Raw genomic sequence first — 20,173 nt, forward strand, 5'->3', positions numbered from 1 at the left:
TACCCAAGTTACTTTGAGATGCAGGTAGACGGCAACCGAGCAGATCCCCTGGAGCTTAGATAACTAAGTGACTGGGGTGAGCAAGGGCTGCCAACCCCCCTGTATCTTGAAGGGCGACCGGTATATGAGTTTTTACTGATCTACAAGCGGGGCAAATCATACCTGAAGCAACCTTAACACGACCCACACTTTAATAGAATTAAGAATCTTTATCATTTGAGGCCGCAGCGTAATCTGTGACGCCTCACTATTATTCGCAATTGCTTTTCAGTCATTACATTAAAAGTTGAATGTAAATCACAAAAACTCACTATGCCTGTGCTAGGATCCGCCGCCTTAGTGCTGAAAACCGGTTTGACCTCCTTTTAGCCCTATGTCCGTTTTTAGCCATTATCTGTCTTTAACTCTCTTATTTATTTGATACTGACGCACAGGCCTATTTATGAATAACAGCAATCGCATTCGGCTCACTTGGATCAGTTACTTCTCTTACGCCCTTACTGGTGCGTTAGTTATTGTCACCGGGATGGTGATGGGGAATATCGCAGAGTATTTCAATCTGCCTATTGCCAGTATGAGTAACACATTTACTTTCCTTAACGCGGGTATTTTAATCTCCATCTTCCTCAATGCCTGGTTAATGGAAATCATTCCATTAAAACGCCAGTTGGTATTTGGCTTTATTCTGATGTTGATTGCTATCGCCGGATTGATGGTTGGCCATAATCTAATGGTCTTCTCAATCAGCATGTTCATCCTCGGGGTGGTCAGCGGGATAACCATGTCGATTGGTACTTTCCTGATAACCCATATGTACGAGGGGCGTCAGCGCGGTTCACGCCTGCTGTTTACCGATTCGTTCTTCAGTATGGCGGGGATGATTTTCCCTGTCGCCGCCGCAATGCTGCTGGCACGCCATATCGAATGGTACTGGGTGTACGCTTGTATCGGCCTGCTGTATGTCGGTATTTTTGTGCTAACACTGTGCTCTGATTTCCCAGTTCTGGGCCACAAAGCCGCTGATCAAAGCAAACCGGTTGCGAAAGAGAAATGGGGGGTTGGCGTGCTGTTCCTGTCGATTGCCGCATTGTGCTATATCCTTGGCCAACTTGGTTTTATCCAGTGGGTACCGGAATACGCCACCAAAACTTTCAATATGGATATCAGTCAGGCTGGCCAACTGGTCAGTAACTTCTGGATCTCTTATATGATTGGGATGTGGGTGTTCAGCTTTATCCTGCGCTTCTTTGACCTACAACGCATCGTAACTGTACTGGCGGCACTGGCAACACTGGCGATGTATCTGTTTGTCAGCACCGATAACCCACAATACCTGAGCTACTACATTCTGGCGTTGGGTTTTGTTTCCAGTGCAATTTACACCACACTGATTACTCTGGGTTCATTGCAAACCAAAGTCTCTTCGCCAAAACTGGTTAACTTCATCCTGACCTGCGGTACTGTCGGTACCATGCTGACCTTCGTGGTGACTGGCCCGATTGTCGCCAACAGTGGTGTTCATGCCGCGCTGGCAACAGCAAACGGCCTGTACCTGGCAGTGTTTGTGATGTGTCTGATTCTGGGCTTCTTCACCAAACACCGCAGCCACGGCCATGTGACTGACTGATTTATCGGTTTTACTGCCCTGCCGCCATCACGGTTGCAGGGCAGCGCCTATTTAAAATTCACTACCTCTTCCTGCCCCAGATATATGCGGCTTTCGGCTGGCTGGGTCTTGGCAATCACCATCCCATGACGAATGGAATAGTGCACTGGCACCTGTCGCCGCACGGCATCGAACCCATTTTCTGCGGGCAGAATAATCAGGTTAGCGCTATTACCTGGCTGCAAGCCATAATCAGATAAATGCATTGTTCTGGCGCTGTGGGTGGTTATCAGATTCAACCCATCGTTAATTTGGCTATACCCCATCAACTGACAAATATGTAGCCCCATATGCAGGACTTGCAGCATATTGGCAGTGCCTAGCGGGTACCACGGGTCGAATACATCGTCATGGCCGAAGCAGACATTAATTTCTGCCGCCAGCATCTCTTTAACCCGCGTAATACCACGCCGTTTCGGATAAGTATCAAAACGCCCTTGCAAATGAATATTCACTAATGGATTGGCGACAAAGTTGATACCGGACATTTTCAACAGACGAAATAGCCGGGAAGCATAAGCCCCATTATAGGAGTGCATTGCTGTGGTGTGGCTGGCGGTAACGCGCGCCCCCATATTTTCCCGGTGCGCCAAGGCCGCCACTGTTTCAACAAAACGTGACTGCTCATCATCAATTTCATCACAATGCACATCTACCAGCCGCTGATATTTCTGTGCCAAGGCGAAGGCGATATGCAGAGATTCAACGCCATATTCGCGAGTGAATTCAAAATGTGGGATGGCCCCAACTACATCAGCTCCCAGTCGCAGCGCCTCTTCTAACAGCGCGGCACCGTCGGGATAAGAGAGAATCCCTTCTTGTGGGAAAGCGACAATCTGCATATCCACCCACGGGCTGACTTCTTCTTTTACCTCTAACATCGCACTGAGTGCCGTCAGACTAGGATCGGAAACATCCACATGGGTACGGACATGCTGAATACCATTGGCGATTTGCCACTTCAACGTCTGCCATGCCCGCTGTTTAACATCCTCGCGCGAGAGCAAGGCTTTGCGCTCTGCCCAGCGCTCAATCCCCTCAAACAGAGTACCTGACTGATTCCAGCTCGGTTGCCCGGCCGTTTGGGTGGTATCCAGATGGATATGTGGCTCAATAAAAGGCGGCAATGCCAACCCACCTTGCGCATCCAGCACCCCGGCGCCAACCGTCTGCTGTTCCGGCTGCGGGCTAATAGCACTGATTTTGCCCTCCGCGATAGTTATCTGCCAAAAGCCCGCTTGCCCGGCAAGCCGCACATTATTGATAGTGGTGAGTAAGTGATTTGGTAAGGATTGCGTTGTCATCGATGCCTCCATGATCCCTTTTATATTCTGGTCATAACTAAAAGCTATTTGCTTTAGCTTACCCGACCAACAGTATGCTGCCCGATTTTCTTTTCAGTCATTTAAAATCTAAAACTGAAACCTTTCAGCTAAAGATGAATGAAATCCGCAACTTATCAAAAATCGTTAAAAATCATTCATCTACCACCTTAGAGGTATATGGAAAGCAAATTGATTTACATCAAGAAGTGCGGTGTGGGGAGGATTACTGTAAGCGTAGAAAATTAAAAATTGAGGCAAAAATGAGCAAAGTCAAACTTGCCATCATCGGCAACGGTATGGTCGGCCACCGCTTTATCGAAGACTTATTAGATAAAGCAGATAAAGACCAATTTGAGATAACCGTATTTTGCGAAGAACCGCGCATCGCTTATGACCGGGTACATCTTTCTTCTTACTTCTCCCACCACACTGCGGAAGAGTTATCACTGGTTCGTGAAGGCTTTTATGAAAAGCACGGTGTAAAAGTGCTGGTTGGCGAACGTGCCATCACTATTAATCGCACCGAGAAAGTGATCCATTCCAACAGTGGCCGTACGCTGTATTACGACAAGCTGATTATGGCGACCGGTTCTTACCCGTGGATCCCGCCGATTAAAGGCAGTGAAGGGCAAGATTGCTTTGTCTATCGCACCATTGAAGATCTGAATGCGATTGAGTCTTGTACTCGCCGTAGCAAACGTGGTGCGGTTATCGGCGGCGGGCTGTTAGGGTTGGAAGCCGCTGGTGCCCTAAAAAGCCTTGGCGTTGAAACCCATGTCATTGAGTTTGCACCGGTATTAATGGCCGAACAGCTTGATCCTATGGGTGGCGACCAGTTGCGCCAGAAGATTGAGCGTATGGGGGTCAGAGTCCATACAGGTAAAAATACCCAAGAAATTATTCATTCAGGCCAAAACAGCCGCAAAACCATGCTGTTTGCCGATGGTAGCCAGTTAGAAGTAGATTTTATCGTCTTCTCCACCGGTATCCGCCCACAAGACAAACTGGCACACCAATGCGGTTTAGCCACCGCGCGCCGTGGCGGTATTGCTATCAATGATTATTGCCAAACCTCCGACCCTGATGTGTACGCCATTGGCGAATGTGCCTCATGGCAAGAGCGCACCTTTGGATTGGTCGCGCCGGGCTATAAAATGGCGCAGGTCACCGCAGACCGTCTACTTGGCCGCGAAAACGCCTTCCACGGTGCTGACATGAGCGCCAAACTGAAACTACTGGGCGTGGATGTCGGTGGGATTGGTGATGCTCATGGCCGCACTGAGGGTGCTCGTAGCTACGTTTATCTGGATGAAAATAAAGAAATTTATAAACGTCTGGTGGTTAGCGCAGATAACAAAACCCTGTTAGGGGCGGTGCTGGTGGGTGATACCACCGATTATGGCAACTTGCTGCAACTGGCACTGAACAACATCGAATTACCAGAAAACCCGGACAGTCTGATCCTACCAGCCCATGCGGGCAGCAAACCGGCAATGGGCGTGGACTCGCTACCGGACAGCGCGCAAATCTGTTCCTGTTTTGATGTGACTAAAGGCGACATAATTCAGGCTATCGGCCAGGGTTGCCACACCGTTGCCGCACTGAAATCTGCCACTAAAGCCGGTACCGGTTGTGGCGGTTGCATTCCGCTGGTCACCCAGGTGTTGAATGCCGAACTGAGTAAGCAAGGCATTGAGGTTAACCATCATTTGTGTGAACACTTTGCCTATTCGCGCCAAGAGTTATATCACCTGATTCGGGTTGAAGGGATTAAGTCCTTCGATGCCTTGCTGGAGAAATACGGTAAAGGTTACGGTTGTGAAGTATGTAAACCAACCGTAGGGTCACTGCTGGCATCGTGCTGGAATGAGTATATCTTAGAGCCGCAACACACGCCGTTGCAGGATACCAATGACAACTTCCTCGGCAATATTCAGAAAGATGGTACCTATTCGGTTATCCCTCGCTCACCGGGCGGGGAAATCACACCGGATGGCCTGTTAGCCATTGGCCGTATCGCCAAACACTATAATTTGTATACCAAACTGACCGGCTCTCAGCGGGTGGGGATGTTTGGCGCGCAAAAAGATGACCTGCCCGCTATCTGGGCGCAACTCATTGAAGCCGGTTTTGAAACCGGACACGCCTATGCCAAAGCCCTACGTATGGCAAAAACCTGCGTTGGCAGTACCTGGTGCCGCTTTGGTGTCGGCGACAGCGTCGGCTTTGGTGTGGCGCTGGAGCATCGTTACAAAGGCATTCGCACACCGCATAAAATGAAGTTTGGGGTCTCCGGCTGTACCCGTGAATGTTCGGAAGCTCAGGGTAAAGATGTCGGAATTATCGCCACCGAAAATGGTTGGAACCTGTATGTCTGTGGTAACGGCGGTATGAAGCCACGTCATGCTGACCTGCTGGCAGCGGATCTGGATGAAGAAACCCTGATGCGCTACCTCGACCGTTTCATGATGTTTTACATCCGCACCGCCGATAAGCTGCAACGCACCTCCGTCTGGCTGGAAAGTCTGGAAGGCGGCATTAATTATCTGCGCGCCGTGATCCTCGACGACAAGTTAGCTATTAACGACCAGTTGGAAGCCGATATTGCCCGCCTACGCGACAAAGTGACCTGTGAATGGAAAGTGACGGTTGAGAACCCTGCGGCACAGGTTCGTTTTGCCCACTTCATTAACAGCCCGCTACGCGACCCGAATGTACAAGTGGTACCTGAACGTGAACAACATCGCCCAGCGCGCCCAGATGAGCGTATCCCAGTCCGGGTGTTGGAATTGGAGGATAACGTATGAGCCAGTGGATTCCACTTTGTCCATTAACCGATATTTTACCCGGTAGCGGCGTATGCGGCCTGATCGGTGAGCAGCATGTCGCGGTTTTCCGCCCTTACGCTGACGAACAACTCTTTGCCATTAGCAATATCGATCCCTTCGCGCAAGCCAGTGTGCTGTCGCGCGGGTTGATTGCTGAACATCAAGGTGATCTATGGGTGGCCAGTCCGCTGAAAAAGCAACACTTCCGCCTGCATGATGGTTTCTGTCTGGAAGATGAAAGTCGCTCAGTTGCCCATTATGACGTGCGAGTTCGCGACGGCATGGTGCAAGTCAAAGCGTGATAAATAACAGTTATCCGGTCAGTGCCAGATAACCATAAAATAACTCTTGATCACAGGTATGAGTATGTATACAGATACGATCAACAAATGCGCCGCCAACGCGGCGCGCATCGTCAAGTTATCAAAAGAAAGTCCGCTGGGTTTCTGGATTGGCTCAGCAATGGCTGGTGCCTACGTCGGCCTTGGCATTATTCTGATTTTCACACTGGGTAACCTGATCGATCCTGCTTACCGCCCACTGGTAATGGGAGCCACCTTCGGCCTGGCACTGACTTTGGTCATTATTGCGGGTTCCGAGTTGTTCACCGGACACACCATGTTCCTGACTTTCGGTGTGAAGGCCGGCACCATCAAATCCAGCCAGATGTGGGCAGTATTGCCACAAACCTGGCTGGGAAATCTACTGGGTTCCGTTTTTGTGGCTCTGCTCTATTACTACGGTGGCGGTAACCTGCTGTCGGTAGATACCAGCCTGGTACACACTGCTGCATTAGCAAAAACCTCTGCGCCAGCTATGACCTTATTCTTCAAAGGTGTATTATGTAACTGGCTGGTTTGTCTGGCGATCTGGATGGCAATCCGTGTGGAGGGTGCCGCCAAATTTATCGCTATCTGGTGGTGTTTACTGGCCTTTATTGCCTCAGGCTATGAGCACTCTGTCGCCAACATGACACTGTTTGCCCTATCTTGGTTTGGCAATCATAGCGAGGCCTACACCTTAAGTGGCATCGGTCACAACCTGTTGTGGGTAACCCTGGGTAATACCTTGTCAGGCGCAGTCTTTATGGGCCTTGGCTACTGGTATGCCACACCACGGGAAAACCGCCCGCAACCTGCGGCAATTAACACGCCGCAAGCTGTGAAACAGTAACCTACTGAGAATATTGATTAAGGGGAAACGTGCCGTTGGAACCATTCGGTGTAAACCATCGAAGCGCCACGAGGTATGGTCGCCCCTTCAATCACTGAACTTATCAATAGCCACTTCCGCCCCTAGAATGAAGGATTGCCGATGGACTACTTCCCGATTTTCTGCCAACTGCAACATAAAGCCTGCCTGTTGGTCGGCGGTGGTGAAGTTGCCGAACGCAAGGCTCGCTTGCTGCTGGATGCGGGTGCAGTAATTACCGTCAATGCCTGTGAATTTACGCCACAGTTTCACTACTGGGCGGAACAGGGGCTGCTCACATTAGTCTGCGGCGAATTTGTACCGGATTTGTTGGCAGAGAAATGGCTGGTGATTGCAGCAACTGATCAGGTGGCAGTCAATGCCTTGGTCTATCAGAGTGCCAACCTACAGCGGGTGTTCTGTAATGTGGTGGATGACCCGAAACGCACCAGCTTTATCATGCCGTCCATCATTGACCGCTCGCCGATTATGATAGCGATATCTTCCGGCGGTAAAGCCCCTGTATTGGCGCGCTTGCTGCGCGAAAAACTCGAGGCAATGTTGCCACAGCATTTGGGGCAACTGGCACAATTGGCGGGCAATTTACGCCAGCGGGTGAAGCAACATTTTACCGCGATGGCCGATCGCCGCCGCTTTTGGGAAAAACTGCTTACTCACGACCGCCTGGCGCAATCATTGGCTAACGACGATCAGCGACAAATCGAACAACATATTGAGCATCTGTTCAATGCGCCGTTGAGTGATCGCGGTGAGGTGGTTCTGGTGGGTGCCGGGCCGGGAGATGCCGGTTTGCTGACGTTAAAAGGGTTACAGCAGATCCAACAAGCAGACGTGGTGGTGTATGACCGGCTGGTGTCTGATGAGGTGATGAATCTGGTACGGCGCGATGCCGAGCGGATTTTTGTCGGAAAAGAGTCCGGCTACCATTGTGTTCCGCAAGAAAGTATCAATCAGCTCCTATTGCAACAGGCACAGCAGGGTAAACGAGTGGTACGCTTGAAAGGCGGTGACCCGTTTATTTTTGGCCGTGGCGGCGAAGAGTTGGAAACACTGGCAGAAGCGGGGATTCCGTTCTCGGTAGTGCCGGGAATTACCGCAGCTTCCGGCTGCTCCGCCTATAGCGGGATACCCCTGACTCACCGTGACCATGCACAAAGTGTGCGTTTGATTACCGGTCATGCCAAAAAAGACGCTCAATTAGATTGGGCCAATCTGGCGGCAGAGAAACAAACACTGGTGTTCTATATGGGGTTATCCCAGGCGGGAGAAATTCAGCAGCAACTGATTCAACATGGGATGCCGGCTACCACGTCTGTGGCATTGGTGGAAAATGGCACCTCGCAGCATCAACGTGTAGTCAGCGGCGAACTGAGCCAATTGGGATTACTGTCCCAGCAGGTCAACAGCCCTAGCCTGATCATCGTCGGTAGCGTGGTCCGTTTACGTGAAAAACTAAATTGGTTCTCCAGTACTGATCACAGCAAAACAGCGGAACAGGTAGAAAAGGTGGGTTAGAAAGGAGGGATAGCGGACTTTTACTGCCCACCGGAGAGATTGACACATGGTAACGAATTAGTTACCGTGAAGTCATGCAGATAAAATACTACACTACATCAGACGGCGTGATACCACTGCAAAAATGGTTATCTAAAAACCGTTCGGCAATCAGTAAAGTGTTAGCTGTAGAAGAACGTTTAAAGCTCGATAATTTATCCTCAGTAAAATGGTTATCTGGTCGACCTGGTATCGGGGAATATCGGATTAATTGGGGAGCAGGTTTACGAATCTATTTAATGAAAGAAGGCGACGAGATCATCATCTTATTGTGCGCCGGTTTCAAAGATATGCAAAACAGTGACTTAGAAAAGGCGCAACGTTACCGTGCTGATTATTTAAAAAGAAGGGTTTAATTATGCCAGCAACAGACAGTAATAAAATGTGGGCTGATTTGCTCCATGATGACCCAGCAGCAAGTCAGGATATTTTAGCGGAAGTTCGCCAGCGTATTCTTGAGGGCGAAATAGAAGTCGCCAAAGGAATGCTAAGAACGCTGATTAAGGCGACGTGTGGTTATCCGGCAATCTCCGAAGATGTAGGCCGTAATTCCAAATCAATTATGAGAATGTTGTCACCAGACGTTGACCCTGGAATCAAAGCATTTATGAGTGTCGTCAATGCCACAGGGCGACACTCACAAAAACACACATAGATACAACTAAAACAGCGTATTGCATATTATAGCGTTGCTGACTTATTTCTCAGCTCCCACCTTAAGGGTTTGGTGGACAAATAACCCGCCAATAAGAGAAGGGAACGCCTTCTCTTATTGTTGACTCGGCTCACTTACGGATGGGCGACAAAACCGATAGCGTCGTACACTTTAGCTAATGTCTGTTGCGCGCGAGCACGCGCCTTGGCAGCCCCTTCACGCATCACTTCCTGCAAGAAAGCCTCGTCTTCACGATAAGTGTGATAACGCGCCTGTAGCTCTGTCAGCATGCCAGAGACGGCATCCGCCACGGCACCTTTCAAATGACCATACATCTGGCCTTCAAACTGTGCTTCCAGCTCAGGAACTGACTGACCGGTCACACCTGACAAGATATCCAGCAAGTTAGAAACACCGGCTTTCTTTTCTACGTCATAACGGATAACTGCTGGCTCGTCAGAGTCCGTCACCGCGCGCTTAATCTTTTTAACTACCGATTTCGGATCTTCCAGCAGTTCAATGACGTTATTGCGGTTGTCATCAGATTTGGACATCTTTTTGGTTGGGTCTAGCAAAGACATTACCCGCGCACCGGCTTTCGGAATAAACGGTTCAGGAATTTTGAAAATATCGCCGTACAACGCATTGAATCGACCAGCGATATCGCGGCTCAGCTCCAGATGTTGCTTCTGGTCTTCACCGACCGGCACCTGATTAGTTTGATAGAGCAAAATATCCGCCGCCATCAATACAGGATAATCAAACAAACCGGCATTAATGTTTTCAGCATAACGGGCTGACTTATCTTTGAACTGGGTCATACGACTCAGCTCACCAAAATAGGTATAGCAGTTCAACGCCCAGCTTAGCTGAGAGTGCTCAGGCACATGGGACTGAACGAAAATCGTACTCTTTTTCGGATCGATACCGCAAGCCAGATACAGCGCCAACGTATCTAAGGTTCTTTTGCGTAACTGCGCCGGATCTTGACGAGCAGTAATGGCATGCAGGTCAACGATGCAATAAATGCACTCATAATCATCCTGCATCTGTACCCACTGACGCAGCGCACCCATGTAATTGCCAATGGTCAATTCGCCGGACGGTTGCGCACCGCTAAATACGATAGGCTTGATTGGGTTACTGGATACAGTGGTTAACTCAGTGGGTTTACTCATTTTATACTTCCTGATCTTTTAAAGACGACAGCCCGATGGCGGGCAACAGATCGGCAAAATGCTCCAGCACGCAATCGGGGTGACTGGTGGCAATAGCTTCGCCGTAGTTATATCCATAGGTCAGCCCAATACAAGGGCAACCCGCGGCCTGCGCAGCCATAATGTCATTACGCGAATCGCCGACAAACAGCATTTCGCTGGCGCGAAGGCCAAGTTTAGCTAACAGTAAATAGAGCGGGGCCGGATGCGGTTTTTTCACTACCACATCGTCGCCACCAATAATTACTGAGAAATAATCTGCGATACCCAGTGATGCCAGCAAAGGAGCAACAAACGGCGTCGGCTTATTGGTAATCAGCCCCATCGGCAAACCATGGGCTGCCAGTTGAGCCAGCGTAGCTTTCACTTGCGGGAATAGCTGGCTCCCCTGTTCAACCGTTTTGGCATAATAGTGATCAAACAGCTCACGGGTATGTACCACTGACTGAGCATCCGGCTCATGACCTGCCCAGCGTAGCGCCCGCTCAACCAAAATATCAGCGCCATTGCCAATCCAGGTGGACACCAATGCATTACCGGCAACCGGTAAACCCTGATGCTGTAACGCCATATCAATGGCACTGGCAAGACCCGGCGCACTATCAACCAATGTACCGTCCAGATCGAACGCCACACCACGGATAGCATCGAATTTAGTCATGAGCAGACATCGCCAGCTCACTGCGCATAGCATCAATCACCGCAGCATAATCCGGTTGGCTGAAAATAGCTGAACCCGCTACAAACATATCAGCACCAGCCGCCGCAATCTGGCGAATATTGTCGACTTTCACCCCGCCATCCACTTCCAGGCGAATGTCATAGCCACTGGCATCAATCAATTTACGTACCTGACGTAACTTATTCAGTGTTTCAGGAATAAATGACTGCCCGCCGAAACCGGGGTTAACTGACATCAACAAGATGACATCCAGCTTATCCATTACATAATCAAGGTAACTCAGCGACGTAGCAGGGTTAAACACCAAGCCCGCCTTGCAGCCATTCTCTTTGATCAGTTGTAAGGTGCGGTCGACGTGTTCAGAGGCTTCGGGATGGAATGAAATATACGTGGCACCCGCTTTGGCAAAATCCGGGACGATACGGTCAACCGGTTTTACCATCAGATGCACATCAATCGGCGCGGTAATACCATAGTCACGCAGTGCCTGACACACCATCGGCCCGATGGTCAGATTAGGAACGTAATGATTGTCCATCACATCAAAATGCACAACATCAGCCCCGGCCGCGAGCACCTTGGCGGTATCTTCACCCAAACGGGCAAAATCGGCTGACAGAATAGATGGGGCAATTAAAAACTTTTTCATCCGCGTCTCCAAACGTATCTCTTTATTCTATAAAACATCTTCCTGACAGATGGCGCATCTACGTCAGGGGTTCTATTTCATAAACCATTGGGTTTGAATCTTTACCGGGCGGTATTTCCGCTCAGCTATACAGCGCCAAAAGCTCGTTCACTTTACTACGACCAAGAATATTACGGCTGATAGTACGGCGCGCTTTCACCACATGCAGTGACGCCTGATGATACCAATTGCGCGTCAGTTCTGTGTCGTGGTTAGAAATCAGAACTGGAATCTTGTTTTCGGCCGAAAGTTGATAAGCCAGACGAGCCAGATTCTGTTGATCCACAATGCCAAAGTTATTGGTGTGATATGCCGTAAAATTCGCCGTCGCTGACAATGGCGCATACGGAGGATCGCAATAAACTACCGCCCCATGCACTGCTTTTAAGAGAGTTTCCTGATAATGCTCACAAACGAATACCGCATTTTGCGATTTTTCAGCAAACCAATACAGCTCTACCTCAGGGAAATAAGGTTTTTTATAACGACCAAAAGGCACATTGAATTCACCGCTCAAATTATAACGACACAGGCCGTTATAACAATGGCGATTCAGATAGAGAAATAATAATGCGCGGCGATAAGCATCAGTACTGGCGTTAAACTCTTGACGCAGTAAGTAAAACTGCTCGGATTTATTGAAGTCGCCGGTAAACAGAACACGGGCGTCACGCACAAAATCATCAGTGCGTTCCTTCACGATATTGTAGAGGTTGATAAGATCGCTGTTGATATCGGCCAGTATGTAAGACTCATACTCAGTGTTAAGAAACACCGAACCCGCACCGACGAATGGCTCTATCAAGCAGTCTCCCGCTGGAAGATGGCGTCGTATGTCATCAACCAGCGGATATTTCCCACCAGCCCATTTTAAAAAAGCGCGGTTTTTCTTCATGCCGTCAGTTAGCTACTTAATAATTCAGAGCCGCAGATTGTACTCTGTTTCAAACAGCACATCAGCGCACAAATAAGAATGATTTATTTTTTAAGGTCTTGCTGCACTTGTTGTACAGGTTTAACCCACGGTTTTTTCGCCTGAACATCGGCTGGTAGCGTCGTGATGGCCCTTTTTGCATCAGCAGAAGAGGGGTAATTACCACTTACTAAAATATACCAAGGTTTACCATCACGTTTAGTTTCATAGACATGATAGTCAGTTAATTTTTGCTGTTTAGCATAGGCATTCAATGTGTCTGAGCGTGATGCGCTGCTCAGTTGTAACGTGAAATGGTTACCTGGTGCATTCTTTAAGGTGCTACTGCTGCCAACGGAACCTGATTTGGTCACCGCAGATGCCGCTGGAGAAACCACGGTGGTCGGTTTTTTATGGTTGCTGGTTGGCAGCTTAGCTGCTGTCGTAGCTTGCTTCTGCGACGGGTGGGTAATGGTTTCACCCGTAGCCGGTGCCGGTGCTTTAGCCCCTTTTGAACCAGAAACCGTTGCAGGTGCCGTCGGCAAGGTGGATGTCTGACCGTCGTTCATATTCTGAGACAAGGTATCAACCTGCCCCTGAGTTTGAGAAAGTGCATCAGACATATTGCCTGGCAATTCAACACGCTGAGTCGGGCTATTCGCCGCAGGCGGCACTGAAGCCTCAGTTGGCGTTGGCGAAATTGGCGGAGCACTAATATCCTGTGGCTGAGCCGAATTCTTCACGCCATTGGCATCATGACCGTCGCTGGCATTGTTTGTCACACCGGGCTGAGTGTTATTGCCGCTAGTGAGTGAAGATGAATCAGACAGATTAATATTTCTCGCCGCATCAACATTCGGGTTTTGCTGGGATGCTTCATGCTCAGTCGGGGCTTTCAGGGCTGAACCGATGGCGATAATGATCAACAAAAGCACTAAAATGCCGATACCAATCATGATGTGTTGGCGTGAAACAGCAAGCTTAGGTCCGGCCGAGGACTTACGGGCACGTGTAGGACGACGGTCACTGCTATCTGGTTTCAGATCGTCTTCCGGCTTTAAATCATCCATCTAAACCCTCCAACTAGAGGCAAAAGCCCACCGCATTGATAGCTGCGATCTGGCTGATTGATTTTACTGACTGCAAACAGGCTATACCCGTCATACTTCAAGCTGCATGTGCGTTGGCTACGCTCAATCACCCGAATCACTTACTTATGTAAGCTCATAGGGACTCTCTCGCTTGCCGCCTTCCTGCAACTCGAATTATTTAGGGTATAAACAGCCCGCAGCAAAGGAATATGATGTTCTTATAGTACAACATCTTAGAACTTATGCGCATACCCTTCGTACTTGAAGCCGCAAAGGTGCTAGCCACCCTCTCTTCCAAATCGCTAACTTGCGTCAGCTCAGCAGAATTATGAGCCTCATCAGGGATTACCCTGCGGGCCAGCACAAGTGTTGTTCAAAATGGTTTACAACCAATTTGCCTTTCCCTTGTTGCCTACAAGCTACTCCAATAACTTTGGGTATCGAACATATAAATATCGGACTTATGCCATTTTTATAACTGGCAATCAGCTATCGATGCCAACACCGTGTCATGTGCAATACCGCTACGGATTTCTGACTTACCGATAGCCGTTGGCAGTACCAGACGAAGCTCGCCTGCCAGCACTTTTTTATCCCGCATCATATGCGGCAGATAAGACTCTGGTGTCATTTCCTGCGGCCCGCAGACCGGCAGACCGGCTCGTAACAGTAGTTGTTTGATACGCCCAACATCACTAGCTGAGAACTGACCCAATCGACGGGAGGTGTGTGCTGCCATCATCATACCCGCAGCAACGGCTTCGCCGTGTAACCAGACGCCATAGCCCATTTCAGCCTCAATAGCATGACCATAAGTATGACCCAAATTGAGTAATGCGCGCATACCGCTCTCTTCACGTTCATCGGCAGCAACAACATCGGCTTTTAATTCGCAGCAACGGCGGATGCAGTAAGCTAACGCTGACATATCCAGTGCGAGTAATGCATCGATATTATCTTCTAACCAATCAAAGAAAGCCGCATCAAGAATGATGCCATATTTGATAACTTCAGCCAGCCCGGAGGCAAGCTCACGCGAAGGGAGAGTGTTAAGGCAATTAAGGTCAACCACTACCGATGCTGGTTGATAGAACGCACCAATCATGTTCTTGCCCAGTGGATGATTTACTGCGGTTTTGCCACCAACAGAGGAATCCACCTGAGACAGTAAGGTAGTAGGAACTTGAATAAAGCGAACGCCGCGCTGATAGCAAGCCGCAGCAAAACCGGTCAGGTCGCCTACTACACCGCCACCTAAGGCAACAAGTGTAGTATCACGACCATGCGGTTTTTCCAGAAGGGCAGAAAATACCTGCTCCAGAACACTCAGAGATTTGTACTGCTCACCGTCAGGTAAAATCACCTGATCAACTTTAATGCCACTTTGTTCCAACACTGCCCGGAGCGAATCCAGATAGAGTGGAGCCAGCGTTTGGTTAGTTACCAGCATTACCTGGTCACCCGCCTTTAGTGGCGCAAAAGAGGCCGAATCATTGAACAATCCGGCAGCAATCGTAATGGGGTAACTACGTTCCCCTAACGTGACAGTAATCTTCTCCATGTCGCGCTCAGTAACCTTCTTAACTTACGCCCGGAGGCATTAGTAAAATGCTAAAATCAGTTACTTTCCAGCATGTTGATAATCTGGTTAGCAACAACTTTCGCGCTTTGATCGTCAGTGCGGATGGTGACATCTGCAATTTCTTCGTACAACGGATTACGTTCTTTTGCCAGTGCTTCTAACACTTCACGTGGAGGCGCATCAACCTGCAACAACGGACGTTTTTTGTCGCGCTGTGTACGGGCCAACTGCTTCTCGATTGTAGTTTCTAAATAAACCACAACGCCACGGGCTGACAAACGGTTACGGGTTTCTCTGGATTTAACAGAGCCACCACCGGTTGCCAGAACAATGCCTTGTTTTTCCGTCAGTTCATTAATAACTTTTTCTTCACGATCGCGGAAACCTTCTTCGCCTTCCACGTCGAATACCCAGCCCACGTCAGCTCCGGTACGTCGCTCAATTTCTTGATCAGAGTCGAAAAACTCCATATTGAGTTGCTGAGCTAACTGACGACCAATAGTGCTTTTGCCGGCACCCATAGGCCCAACCAGAAAGATATTGCGTTTCTCTGCCATGTTTTTGGTATTACTAAGACTATTCGTTAATGATAACCCGCCCCGCCAATCAAATCAGCGGCGGGACCTAAACTGAAACCTCATGAGCGATAGTGCGAGATCAGACGGAAAATTATCTCAGCACTTCTGGTAGTTTGGCAACCGAATAAATCGTTGTACACGTCGTGGGAGGGAAACCATACGTTTTTATCGGCGTATCAACGTTATTAAAACCTCGGAGCTCAATTCGGTAACCCTTGTAAGCTAAATCGGAGGCAGCGTCAAATTTAGAAGCCTCCTATCACACAAAAAGTTGCAGAAAGTCACCAAGATTGGTCTGTTTTCATAAAACACCCCCCCATAAGGCTCAAGCACTGATTAGCCTTGGCGTGATGAAAATCACTAACTCCCGCCGACTTTGTTGTTGGGTGTCTTGTTTGAACAGCGCGCCCAGCCAAGGGATATCGGCCAGTATGGGCACTTTATTAACTCCCTGACTATTTTTTTGCTGGAAAATCCCCCCAAGCACAATAGTTTCCCCATCGTTTACGGTTATTTGGGTTTTTATTTCCTGCTTATCTATTAATAAAGCTTCACTATCTCCGCGTTTAATTGCCATTCCGGGCATATTTTGGCTGATTTTCAAGTTTAGAGTAATCTTGCCATTACGCAGTATTTTCGGTGTCACTTCCATCCCTAATACTGCCTCTTTAAACTCAATAGTAGGCACCCCTTTTTTACCCCGCGAGACCGTATAAGGAATATCAGAACCTTGCTTGATACTGGCAGTTTGCTGATGGGATGTCACCAGCCGAGGGCTGGCAATAATATCAACCTGATTTTCTTGCTCCAGCGCGCTCAATTCCAGTTCCAGCAGACGCCCACCGATACGGGCAACATTGAATCCAGCGCTGAGGGCGCTATTGGGGAGTGGCAAATTCACATTAAAATTATTCACTCTCAGCGCACGGGGCTGCGTTGCTTCATCCATACCCCAACGCACACCAAGTTCATGCAAATTTTCCCGACTCATAGTTACGATGTGTGCCGCTAGCTGCACTTGCTGTAAAGGCAAATCCATCTCTGCCAGCCAACTTTTCAATAGTGCTAAAGAGGCGGGAGTATCGCGAATTAATAATGTATTAGTACGTTTATCTACCACTACACTACCCAGTGGCGATAGCAACCCACCTTCAGGAAGAGTCAAACTGTCGGCAACTTGTTCAGCATCAGCATACTGCAAGGCCAGGGAGAAATTATTTAGGGACTCAGATGCATCTTTCTGTTCCGCCCGTTGCTGCCTTTCCTGTATCTCCTGTTCGGTGAAAACCATCATTACCGACCCTTCGCGCTCTACTTTTAGACGGCCCATACGCAAAATAATCGCCAAAGCCTGCTCCCACGGAACATCCGCCAATCTCAGGCTGAGATTACCTTCAACCCCAGCGGCAATGACTAAATTCAGTTGCTGATAATCCGCCAGTGCCTGCAACACTACCGTTATCGGCGCATCTTGAAACTCCACGGTTACCGGCGGCCCACTTTTTGCGCTAAAGGCATGACTTGTGAGTAATACCAGCAGCAGCATCACCCCAGCACTGAGTGTTAGGGTAAGCCCACTCCGGGTTTTCGTAGTAGAAACATTCATCAGACTAATTCCTTTTATGTCCTGTATATTTGAAACGGTAAGAGTGCTTTTGCTGCCCGTCCAAGCTCTTTAGTGATGATAATCATTATCTAAAACAACCCGTTAGTTAGCGCATCAGCAGCACCACTGGCTCCGATAACCCAGAGCAAAAGCCAACTAAGCCAGTATTCTGTAGGCTCACCTGCCGTGAGCCAATATGGGTAACTTGCCAATTTGACAATAACCGTGAGCCGACCACCAGCTTCTGCCAGCGGCCCTCTGGCCGCAGTATCCAACCAGAAGAGTAATCTCCTCCCCTGACAACCCCTTGTAATCGCCAATGAGTGAGTTTCTCCCGCTCACCATCACATGGCTGTGCTGATAGGTCCTGAAAAGGATTACGCCCTGTGGCGGTCAATAAGGGGTCGGCATAAGCCACAGGTGCCAGTGATACGATTATCAGAGAGACTATTTTTAGAGGCCCCATACCGTGCTCCCTTTGCCGCTACTCATTGACACCACCTGCGAGATACTCTTTCAGGCTTAATTTCACCGACAGTACGGAATTATCACTATTAATCTCAACTAGCTGGGTCTGAACAGGGGTGGGGATTTCGGCTAGTTGACGAAATAAATGGAGCAATCCATAGAAATTGACCCGCAGAGTAACGTGCCACTGTTGGTGCCTTATGGAATCCACTGCGGCCTCGCCAACTGGCCCGGATTGCCGCTGCCAGCGAATGACTTGCCCGCCAAACGGGGCAATCAATTCACCGGTCAGATGGGCCATTGAACTATCAAGTGACAACCACGATGCCTCCTTTTCTTTCAATACCATCATTTGCTGACGAACCAGAGAAAGTGAGGGTAACGGTGCCAAAGCCACCTGATGATGATCAACCTGTTGCTGATGTTGAATAATCTTATCTGCGGTGAGCTTCTGCTGTTGCCATGCAGGGCGTAATAACATGCCATAAGCCATTACACTTAAAAGCCCAACAAAAACCCACTGCCCTATCAAGATTTGCCAACCCGGCCTATCCATCCAATGTTGCAGCCGCTTATTCATCACTACCTCTTTCATCACTATCTCTGTCCTGCCAGTCGGCCCAAACCGCAAAGCGAAAATTACCGTCATCCTGCTGAGCAATTTTTTGTAAATGCACTGTTGTGAAGAGAGGCGAGCGGCCTAAACGCACTAAAAAGAGATTAATTGCGGCATAACTCTGGCTAATTACCTCAAAAACCACCTTATCGCCTTGTGGTATCAGGCTGACCAACCAGCAGCTATCTGGAATTTGCTGCGATAGCTGCTGCAATAATATTGAATATCGCTGGGCAAGTTGGTGGGCCTGACGATAAATCTGAGCGCGCTGTTCCCGATGCCGTAGTTGTGCCATTGCCTGTTGCACCTCTTGATGGTGCTGGCCTAAGGCTATTTGCTGCTGGGATAGCGCTGCCAGACGGATTTGTTGGCTGGAATTTACTACCCGTGATTGCAGTTGTATTACAACCAGTAGGATGGCTAAAAACAGGCATTGGCATAAACCTAGATTGCGCCAAAAACGGTAACGGGATGATTGACGTTCTGCACGCCATAACGAAAAATTAACTTGATACATCAGTCGTCTGCCGGGCGTAATGCCAGCCCTCCGGCCAGAATAAATGCAGCGGGGGATGGTGGCAGTGGCGGTTGATACTGGGCAAAAGCCGTAAAGGGTGACCAGCCGGTGGTATTTTCAACCGGAGCATCATCCGCCACATTACTGTAATACACCGTTATCGGTATTCCACTCTGCTCGGGATAACGCGCCTGAAGTTGTCTCAGCAACGTCGGTAATGGATTGAATGTAGTAGGCGGCAGGCCTGGTGCTACATCCTCTGAGTCGGCGGCTACCACACCAAAGTCAAACGGCATGTCAGCCGATGACACCCACAACCACTCACTCTCCAAACGATGAACCAACCAATATGGTCCCGATAATCCTGCCGCCACCGCCATATAACGAAGAGCGCAGGGGGTAATATCAATCATATCGGAGGGTAAACCCGCTTGATGCAAGCACGCCTGCCATTGCTGAACTTCTGACTGACGGGCGGCGGTGATGATTAACTCACTACTGGCTGTGGTTTCACTACGATAATCGAGGGCTAAAGCCTGACTGCCGAGCGGGAAGACCTTACTTGCTGCGGCTTTGATAAAACCGTCACGCTGCGGTTCGCGTAAACGCCGGTCCGGTGTCGCAATAGTGTGTTGCAATATGCGCTGTGCGGGCAATGCGATACGTAATGAAATATGTTTTGGTAATTGTTTGCGCAATAATTTGAGTTTGTCGCTAACCATATCTGGCTGTTGTAAAATACCCTCCCGCAAAACGCCAGAAGGTAAGGTTTGATGCCACCAGTAGCGCAGTTGCCAGCCATAGCGGCGTCTGACAACAGCCAAAGCGCGTATAGCATCTATTTGAATATCTAGCCCAACCTGCCAATATTGTGAGTACATCTTTGTCGACCTCCATGTCGAGAGACAATAAAAGAACGTATCCATGTTACGGGCTTGCCTTTATACTACGGCGCGGTTGTTTATAAACTGCCCA

The 20,173-nt window shown here is 49.1% G+C and carries 20 protein-coding genes; 7 read left to right on the top strand and 13 right to left on the bottom strand.

Features of this window, described 5'->3' with window-relative positions:
• The first annotated feature begins 442 nt into the window (after nucleotides 1–442).
• The gene (tsgA, locus tag V2A85_RS07425; protein WP_420071170.1) at nucleotides 443–1,627 is read left to right on the top strand and encodes an MFS transporter TsgA; all 1,185 of its coding nucleotides are present in this window, start codon (nucleotides 443–445) and stop codon (nucleotides 1,625–1,627) included.
• Between the two features lie 47 nt (nucleotides 1,628–1,674).
• Here the strand turns inward: tsgA and V2A85_RS07430 are convergent, their stop codons facing one another.
• The gene (locus V2A85_RS07430) at nucleotides 1,675–2,970 is read right to left on the bottom strand and encodes a cytosine deaminase (protein ID WP_420071171.1); all 1,296 of its coding nucleotides are present in this window, start codon (nucleotides 2,968–2,970) and stop codon (nucleotides 1,675–1,677) included.
• Nucleotides 2,971–3,251: 281 nt separating this feature from the next.
• On the opposite strand from V2A85_RS07430, the gene nirB reads away from it, so the two are divergent.
• From nirB to V2A85_RS07460, 6 genes are all read left to right on the top strand, one after another.
• The gene (nirB, locus tag V2A85_RS07435) at nucleotides 3,252–5,798 is read left to right on the top strand and encodes a nitrite reductase large subunit NirB (RefSeq protein ID WP_420071172.1); all 2,547 of its coding nucleotides are present in this window, start codon (nucleotides 3,252–3,254) and stop codon (nucleotides 5,796–5,798) included.
• A complete protein-coding gene (nirD, locus tag V2A85_RS07440; protein ID WP_032906583.1) occupies nucleotides 5,795–6,121 on the top strand; it encodes a nitrite reductase small subunit NirD in 327 nt (108 codons plus the stop codon). The genes nirB and nirD overlap by 4 nt, the downstream gene beginning before the upstream one ends.
• Nucleotides 6,122–6,185: 64 nt before the next feature.
• The gene (nirC, locus tag V2A85_RS07445) at nucleotides 6,186–6,992 is read left to right on the top strand and encodes a nitrite transporter NirC (RefSeq protein ID WP_372560329.1); all 807 of its coding nucleotides are present in this window, start codon (nucleotides 6,186–6,188) and stop codon (nucleotides 6,990–6,992) included.
• Between the two features lie 141 nt (nucleotides 6,993–7,133).
• Nucleotides 7,134–8,546, top strand: a complete 1,413-nt coding sequence (cysG, locus tag V2A85_RS07450) for a siroheme synthase CysG (protein ID WP_420071173.1) — start codon at nucleotides 7,134–7,136, stop codon at nucleotides 8,544–8,546.
• 74 nt (nucleotides 8,547–8,620) lie between these two features.
• Nucleotides 8,621–8,941 (top strand): type II toxin-antitoxin system RelE/ParE family toxin, encoded by a 321-nt coding sequence (locus V2A85_RS07455; RefSeq protein ID WP_050088654.1) that lies wholly within the window; start codon nucleotides 8,621–8,623, stop codon nucleotides 8,939–8,941.
• A gap of 2 nt (nucleotides 8,942–8,943) precedes the next feature.
• Nucleotides 8,944–9,240 carry a hypothetical protein gene (locus V2A85_RS07460; protein ID WP_080985852.1) on the top strand — a complete coding sequence of 99 codons (297 nt, stop codon included), beginning with the start codon at nucleotides 8,944–8,946 and terminating at the stop codon, nucleotides 9,238–9,240.
• 134 nt (nucleotides 9,241–9,374) lie between these two features.
• Here V2A85_RS07460 and trpS read toward each other — a convergent pair whose 3' ends face one another.
• From trpS to pilM, 12 genes are all read right to left on the bottom strand, one after another.
• Entirely contained in the window at nucleotides 9,375–10,418 is a 1,044-nt protein-coding gene (gene trpS / locus V2A85_RS07465) for a tryptophan--tRNA ligase (protein ID WP_372560327.1), read from the bottom strand.
• 1 nt (nucleotide 10,419) lies between these two features.
• A complete protein-coding gene (locus tag V2A85_RS07470) occupies nucleotides 10,420–11,118 on the bottom strand; it encodes a phosphoglycolate phosphatase (RefSeq protein ID WP_420071174.1) in 699 nt (232 codons plus the stop codon).
• The gene (gene rpe / locus V2A85_RS07475) at nucleotides 11,111–11,788 is read right to left on the bottom strand and encodes a ribulose-phosphate 3-epimerase (RefSeq protein ID WP_420071175.1); all 678 of its coding nucleotides are present in this window, start codon (nucleotides 11,786–11,788) and stop codon (nucleotides 11,111–11,113) included. Before rpe ends, V2A85_RS07470 begins: the two co-directional genes overlap by 8 nt.
• Nucleotides 11,789–11,909: 121 nt before the next feature.
• A complete protein-coding gene (dam, locus tag V2A85_RS07480) occupies nucleotides 11,910–12,722 on the bottom strand; it encodes an adenine-specific DNA-methyltransferase (protein WP_372560325.1) in 813 nt (270 codons plus the stop codon).
• A gap of 83 nt (nucleotides 12,723–12,805) precedes the next feature.
• A complete protein-coding gene (locus V2A85_RS07485) occupies nucleotides 12,806–13,810 on the bottom strand; it encodes an SPOR domain-containing protein (RefSeq protein WP_420071176.1) in 1,005 nt (334 codons plus the stop codon).
• Nucleotides 13,811–14,303: 493 nt separating this feature from the next.
• The gene (gene aroB, locus V2A85_RS07490; RefSeq protein WP_372560323.1) at nucleotides 14,304–15,392 is read right to left on the bottom strand and encodes a 3-dehydroquinate synthase; all 1,089 of its coding nucleotides are present in this window, start codon (nucleotides 15,390–15,392) and stop codon (nucleotides 14,304–14,306) included.
• Between the two features lie 56 nt (nucleotides 15,393–15,448).
• Nucleotides 15,449–15,970 (bottom strand): shikimate kinase AroK, encoded by a 522-nt coding sequence (gene aroK / locus V2A85_RS07495; RefSeq protein ID WP_004702222.1) that lies wholly within the window; start codon nucleotides 15,968–15,970, stop codon nucleotides 15,449–15,451.
• 346 nt (nucleotides 15,971–16,316) lie between these two features.
• A complete protein-coding gene (hofQ, locus tag V2A85_RS07500) occupies nucleotides 16,317–17,537 on the bottom strand; it encodes a DNA uptake porin HofQ (protein WP_420071181.1) in 1,221 nt (406 codons plus the stop codon).
• Nucleotides 17,538–17,703: 166 nt separating this feature from the next.
• A complete protein-coding gene (locus tag V2A85_RS07505; protein WP_372560322.1) occupies nucleotides 17,704–18,063 on the bottom strand; it encodes a pilus assembly protein PilP in 360 nt (119 codons plus the stop codon).
• Between the two features lie 18 nt (nucleotides 18,064–18,081).
• Nucleotides 18,082–18,645: a pilus assembly protein PilO gene (locus V2A85_RS07510; RefSeq protein ID WP_420071182.1), complete on the bottom strand. Its 564-nt coding sequence runs from the start codon at nucleotides 18,643–18,645 to the stop codon at nucleotides 18,082–18,084.
• Nucleotides 18,638–19,198 carry a PilN domain-containing protein gene (locus V2A85_RS07515; protein ID WP_372560320.1) on the bottom strand — a complete coding sequence of 187 codons (561 nt, stop codon included), beginning with the start codon at nucleotides 19,196–19,198 and terminating at the stop codon, nucleotides 18,638–18,640. Before V2A85_RS07515 ends, V2A85_RS07510 begins: the two co-directional genes overlap by 8 nt.
• Nucleotides 19,198–20,079 carry a type IV pilus biogenesis protein PilM gene (gene pilM, locus V2A85_RS07520; RefSeq protein WP_372560319.1) on the bottom strand — a complete coding sequence of 294 codons (882 nt, stop codon included), beginning with the start codon at nucleotides 20,077–20,079 and terminating at the stop codon, nucleotides 19,198–19,200. Before pilM ends, V2A85_RS07515 begins: the two co-directional genes overlap by 1 nt.
• Between the last annotated feature and the right edge of the window lie 94 nt (nucleotides 20,080–20,173).

Source organism: Yersinia sp. 1252 StPb PI (assembly GCF_048593885.1).
Taxonomy (GTDB): domain Bacteria; phylum Pseudomonadota; class Gammaproteobacteria; order Enterobacterales; family Enterobacteriaceae; genus Yersinia; species Yersinia enterocolitica_E.

Coding starts and splice junctions, on each gene's coding strand:
- V2A85_RS07460 (WP_080985852.1), top strand. CDS start 8,944: ATGCCAGCAACAGACAGTAATAAAATGTGGGCTGATTTGCTCCATGAT.
- aroK (WP_004702222.1), bottom strand. CDS start 15,970: ATGGCAGAGAAACGCAATATCTTTCTGGTTGGGCCTATGGGTGCCGGC.
- aroB (WP_372560323.1), bottom strand. CDS start 15,392: ATGGAGAAGATTACTGTCACGTTAGGGGAACGTAGTTACCCCATTACG.
- nirD (WP_032906583.1), top strand. CDS start 5,795: ATGAGCCAGTGGATTCCACTTTGTCCATTAACCGATATTTTACCCGGT.
- V2A85_RS07515 (WP_372560320.1), bottom strand. CDS start 19,198: ATGTATCAAGTTAATTTTTCGTTATGGCGTGCAGAACGTCAATCATCC.
- V2A85_RS07455 (WP_050088654.1), top strand. CDS start 8,621: ATGCAGATAAAATACTACACTACATCAGACGGCGTGATACCACTGCAA.
- nirC (WP_372560329.1), top strand. CDS start 6,186: ATGTATACAGATACGATCAACAAATGCGCCGCCAACGCGGCGCGCATC.
- trpS (WP_372560327.1), bottom strand. CDS start 10,418: ATGAGTAAACCCACTGAGTTAACCACTGTATCCAGTAACCCAATCAAG.
- pilM (WP_372560319.1), bottom strand. CDS start 20,079: ATGTACTCACAATATTGGCAGGTTGGGCTAGATATTCAAATAGATGCT.
- dam (WP_372560325.1), bottom strand. CDS start 12,722: ATGAAGAAAAACCGCGCTTTTTTAAAATGGGCTGGTGGGAAATATCCG.
- hofQ (WP_420071181.1), bottom strand. CDS start 17,537: ATGCTGCTGCTGGTATTACTCACAAGTCATGCCTTTAGCGCAAAAAGT.
- cysG (WP_420071173.1), top strand. CDS start 7,134: ATGGACTACTTCCCGATTTTCTGCCAACTGCAACATAAAGCCTGCCTG.
- V2A85_RS07510 (WP_420071182.1), bottom strand. CDS start 18,645: ATGAATAAGCGGCTGCAACATTGGATGGATAGGCCGGGTTGGCAAATC.
- nirB (WP_420071172.1), top strand. CDS start 3,252: ATGAGCAAAGTCAAACTTGCCATCATCGGCAACGGTATGGTCGGCCAC.
- V2A85_RS07485 (WP_420071176.1), bottom strand. CDS start 13,810: ATGGATGATTTAAAGCCGGAAGACGATCTGAAACCAGATAGCAGTGAC.
- tsgA (WP_420071170.1), top strand. CDS start 443: ATGAATAACAGCAATCGCATTCGGCTCACTTGGATCAGTTACTTCTCT.
- V2A85_RS07430 (WP_420071171.1), bottom strand. CDS start 2,970: ATGACAACGCAATCCTTACCAAATCACTTACTCACCACTATCAATAAT.
- V2A85_RS07505 (WP_372560322.1), bottom strand. CDS start 18,063: ATGGGGCCTCTAAAAATAGTCTCTCTGATAATCGTATCACTGGCACCT.
- V2A85_RS07470 (WP_420071174.1), bottom strand. CDS start 11,118: ATGACTAAATTCGATGCTATCCGTGGTGTGGCGTTCGATCTGGACGGT.
- rpe (WP_420071175.1), bottom strand. CDS start 11,788: ATGAAAAAGTTTTTAATTGCCCCATCTATTCTGTCAGCCGATTTTGCC.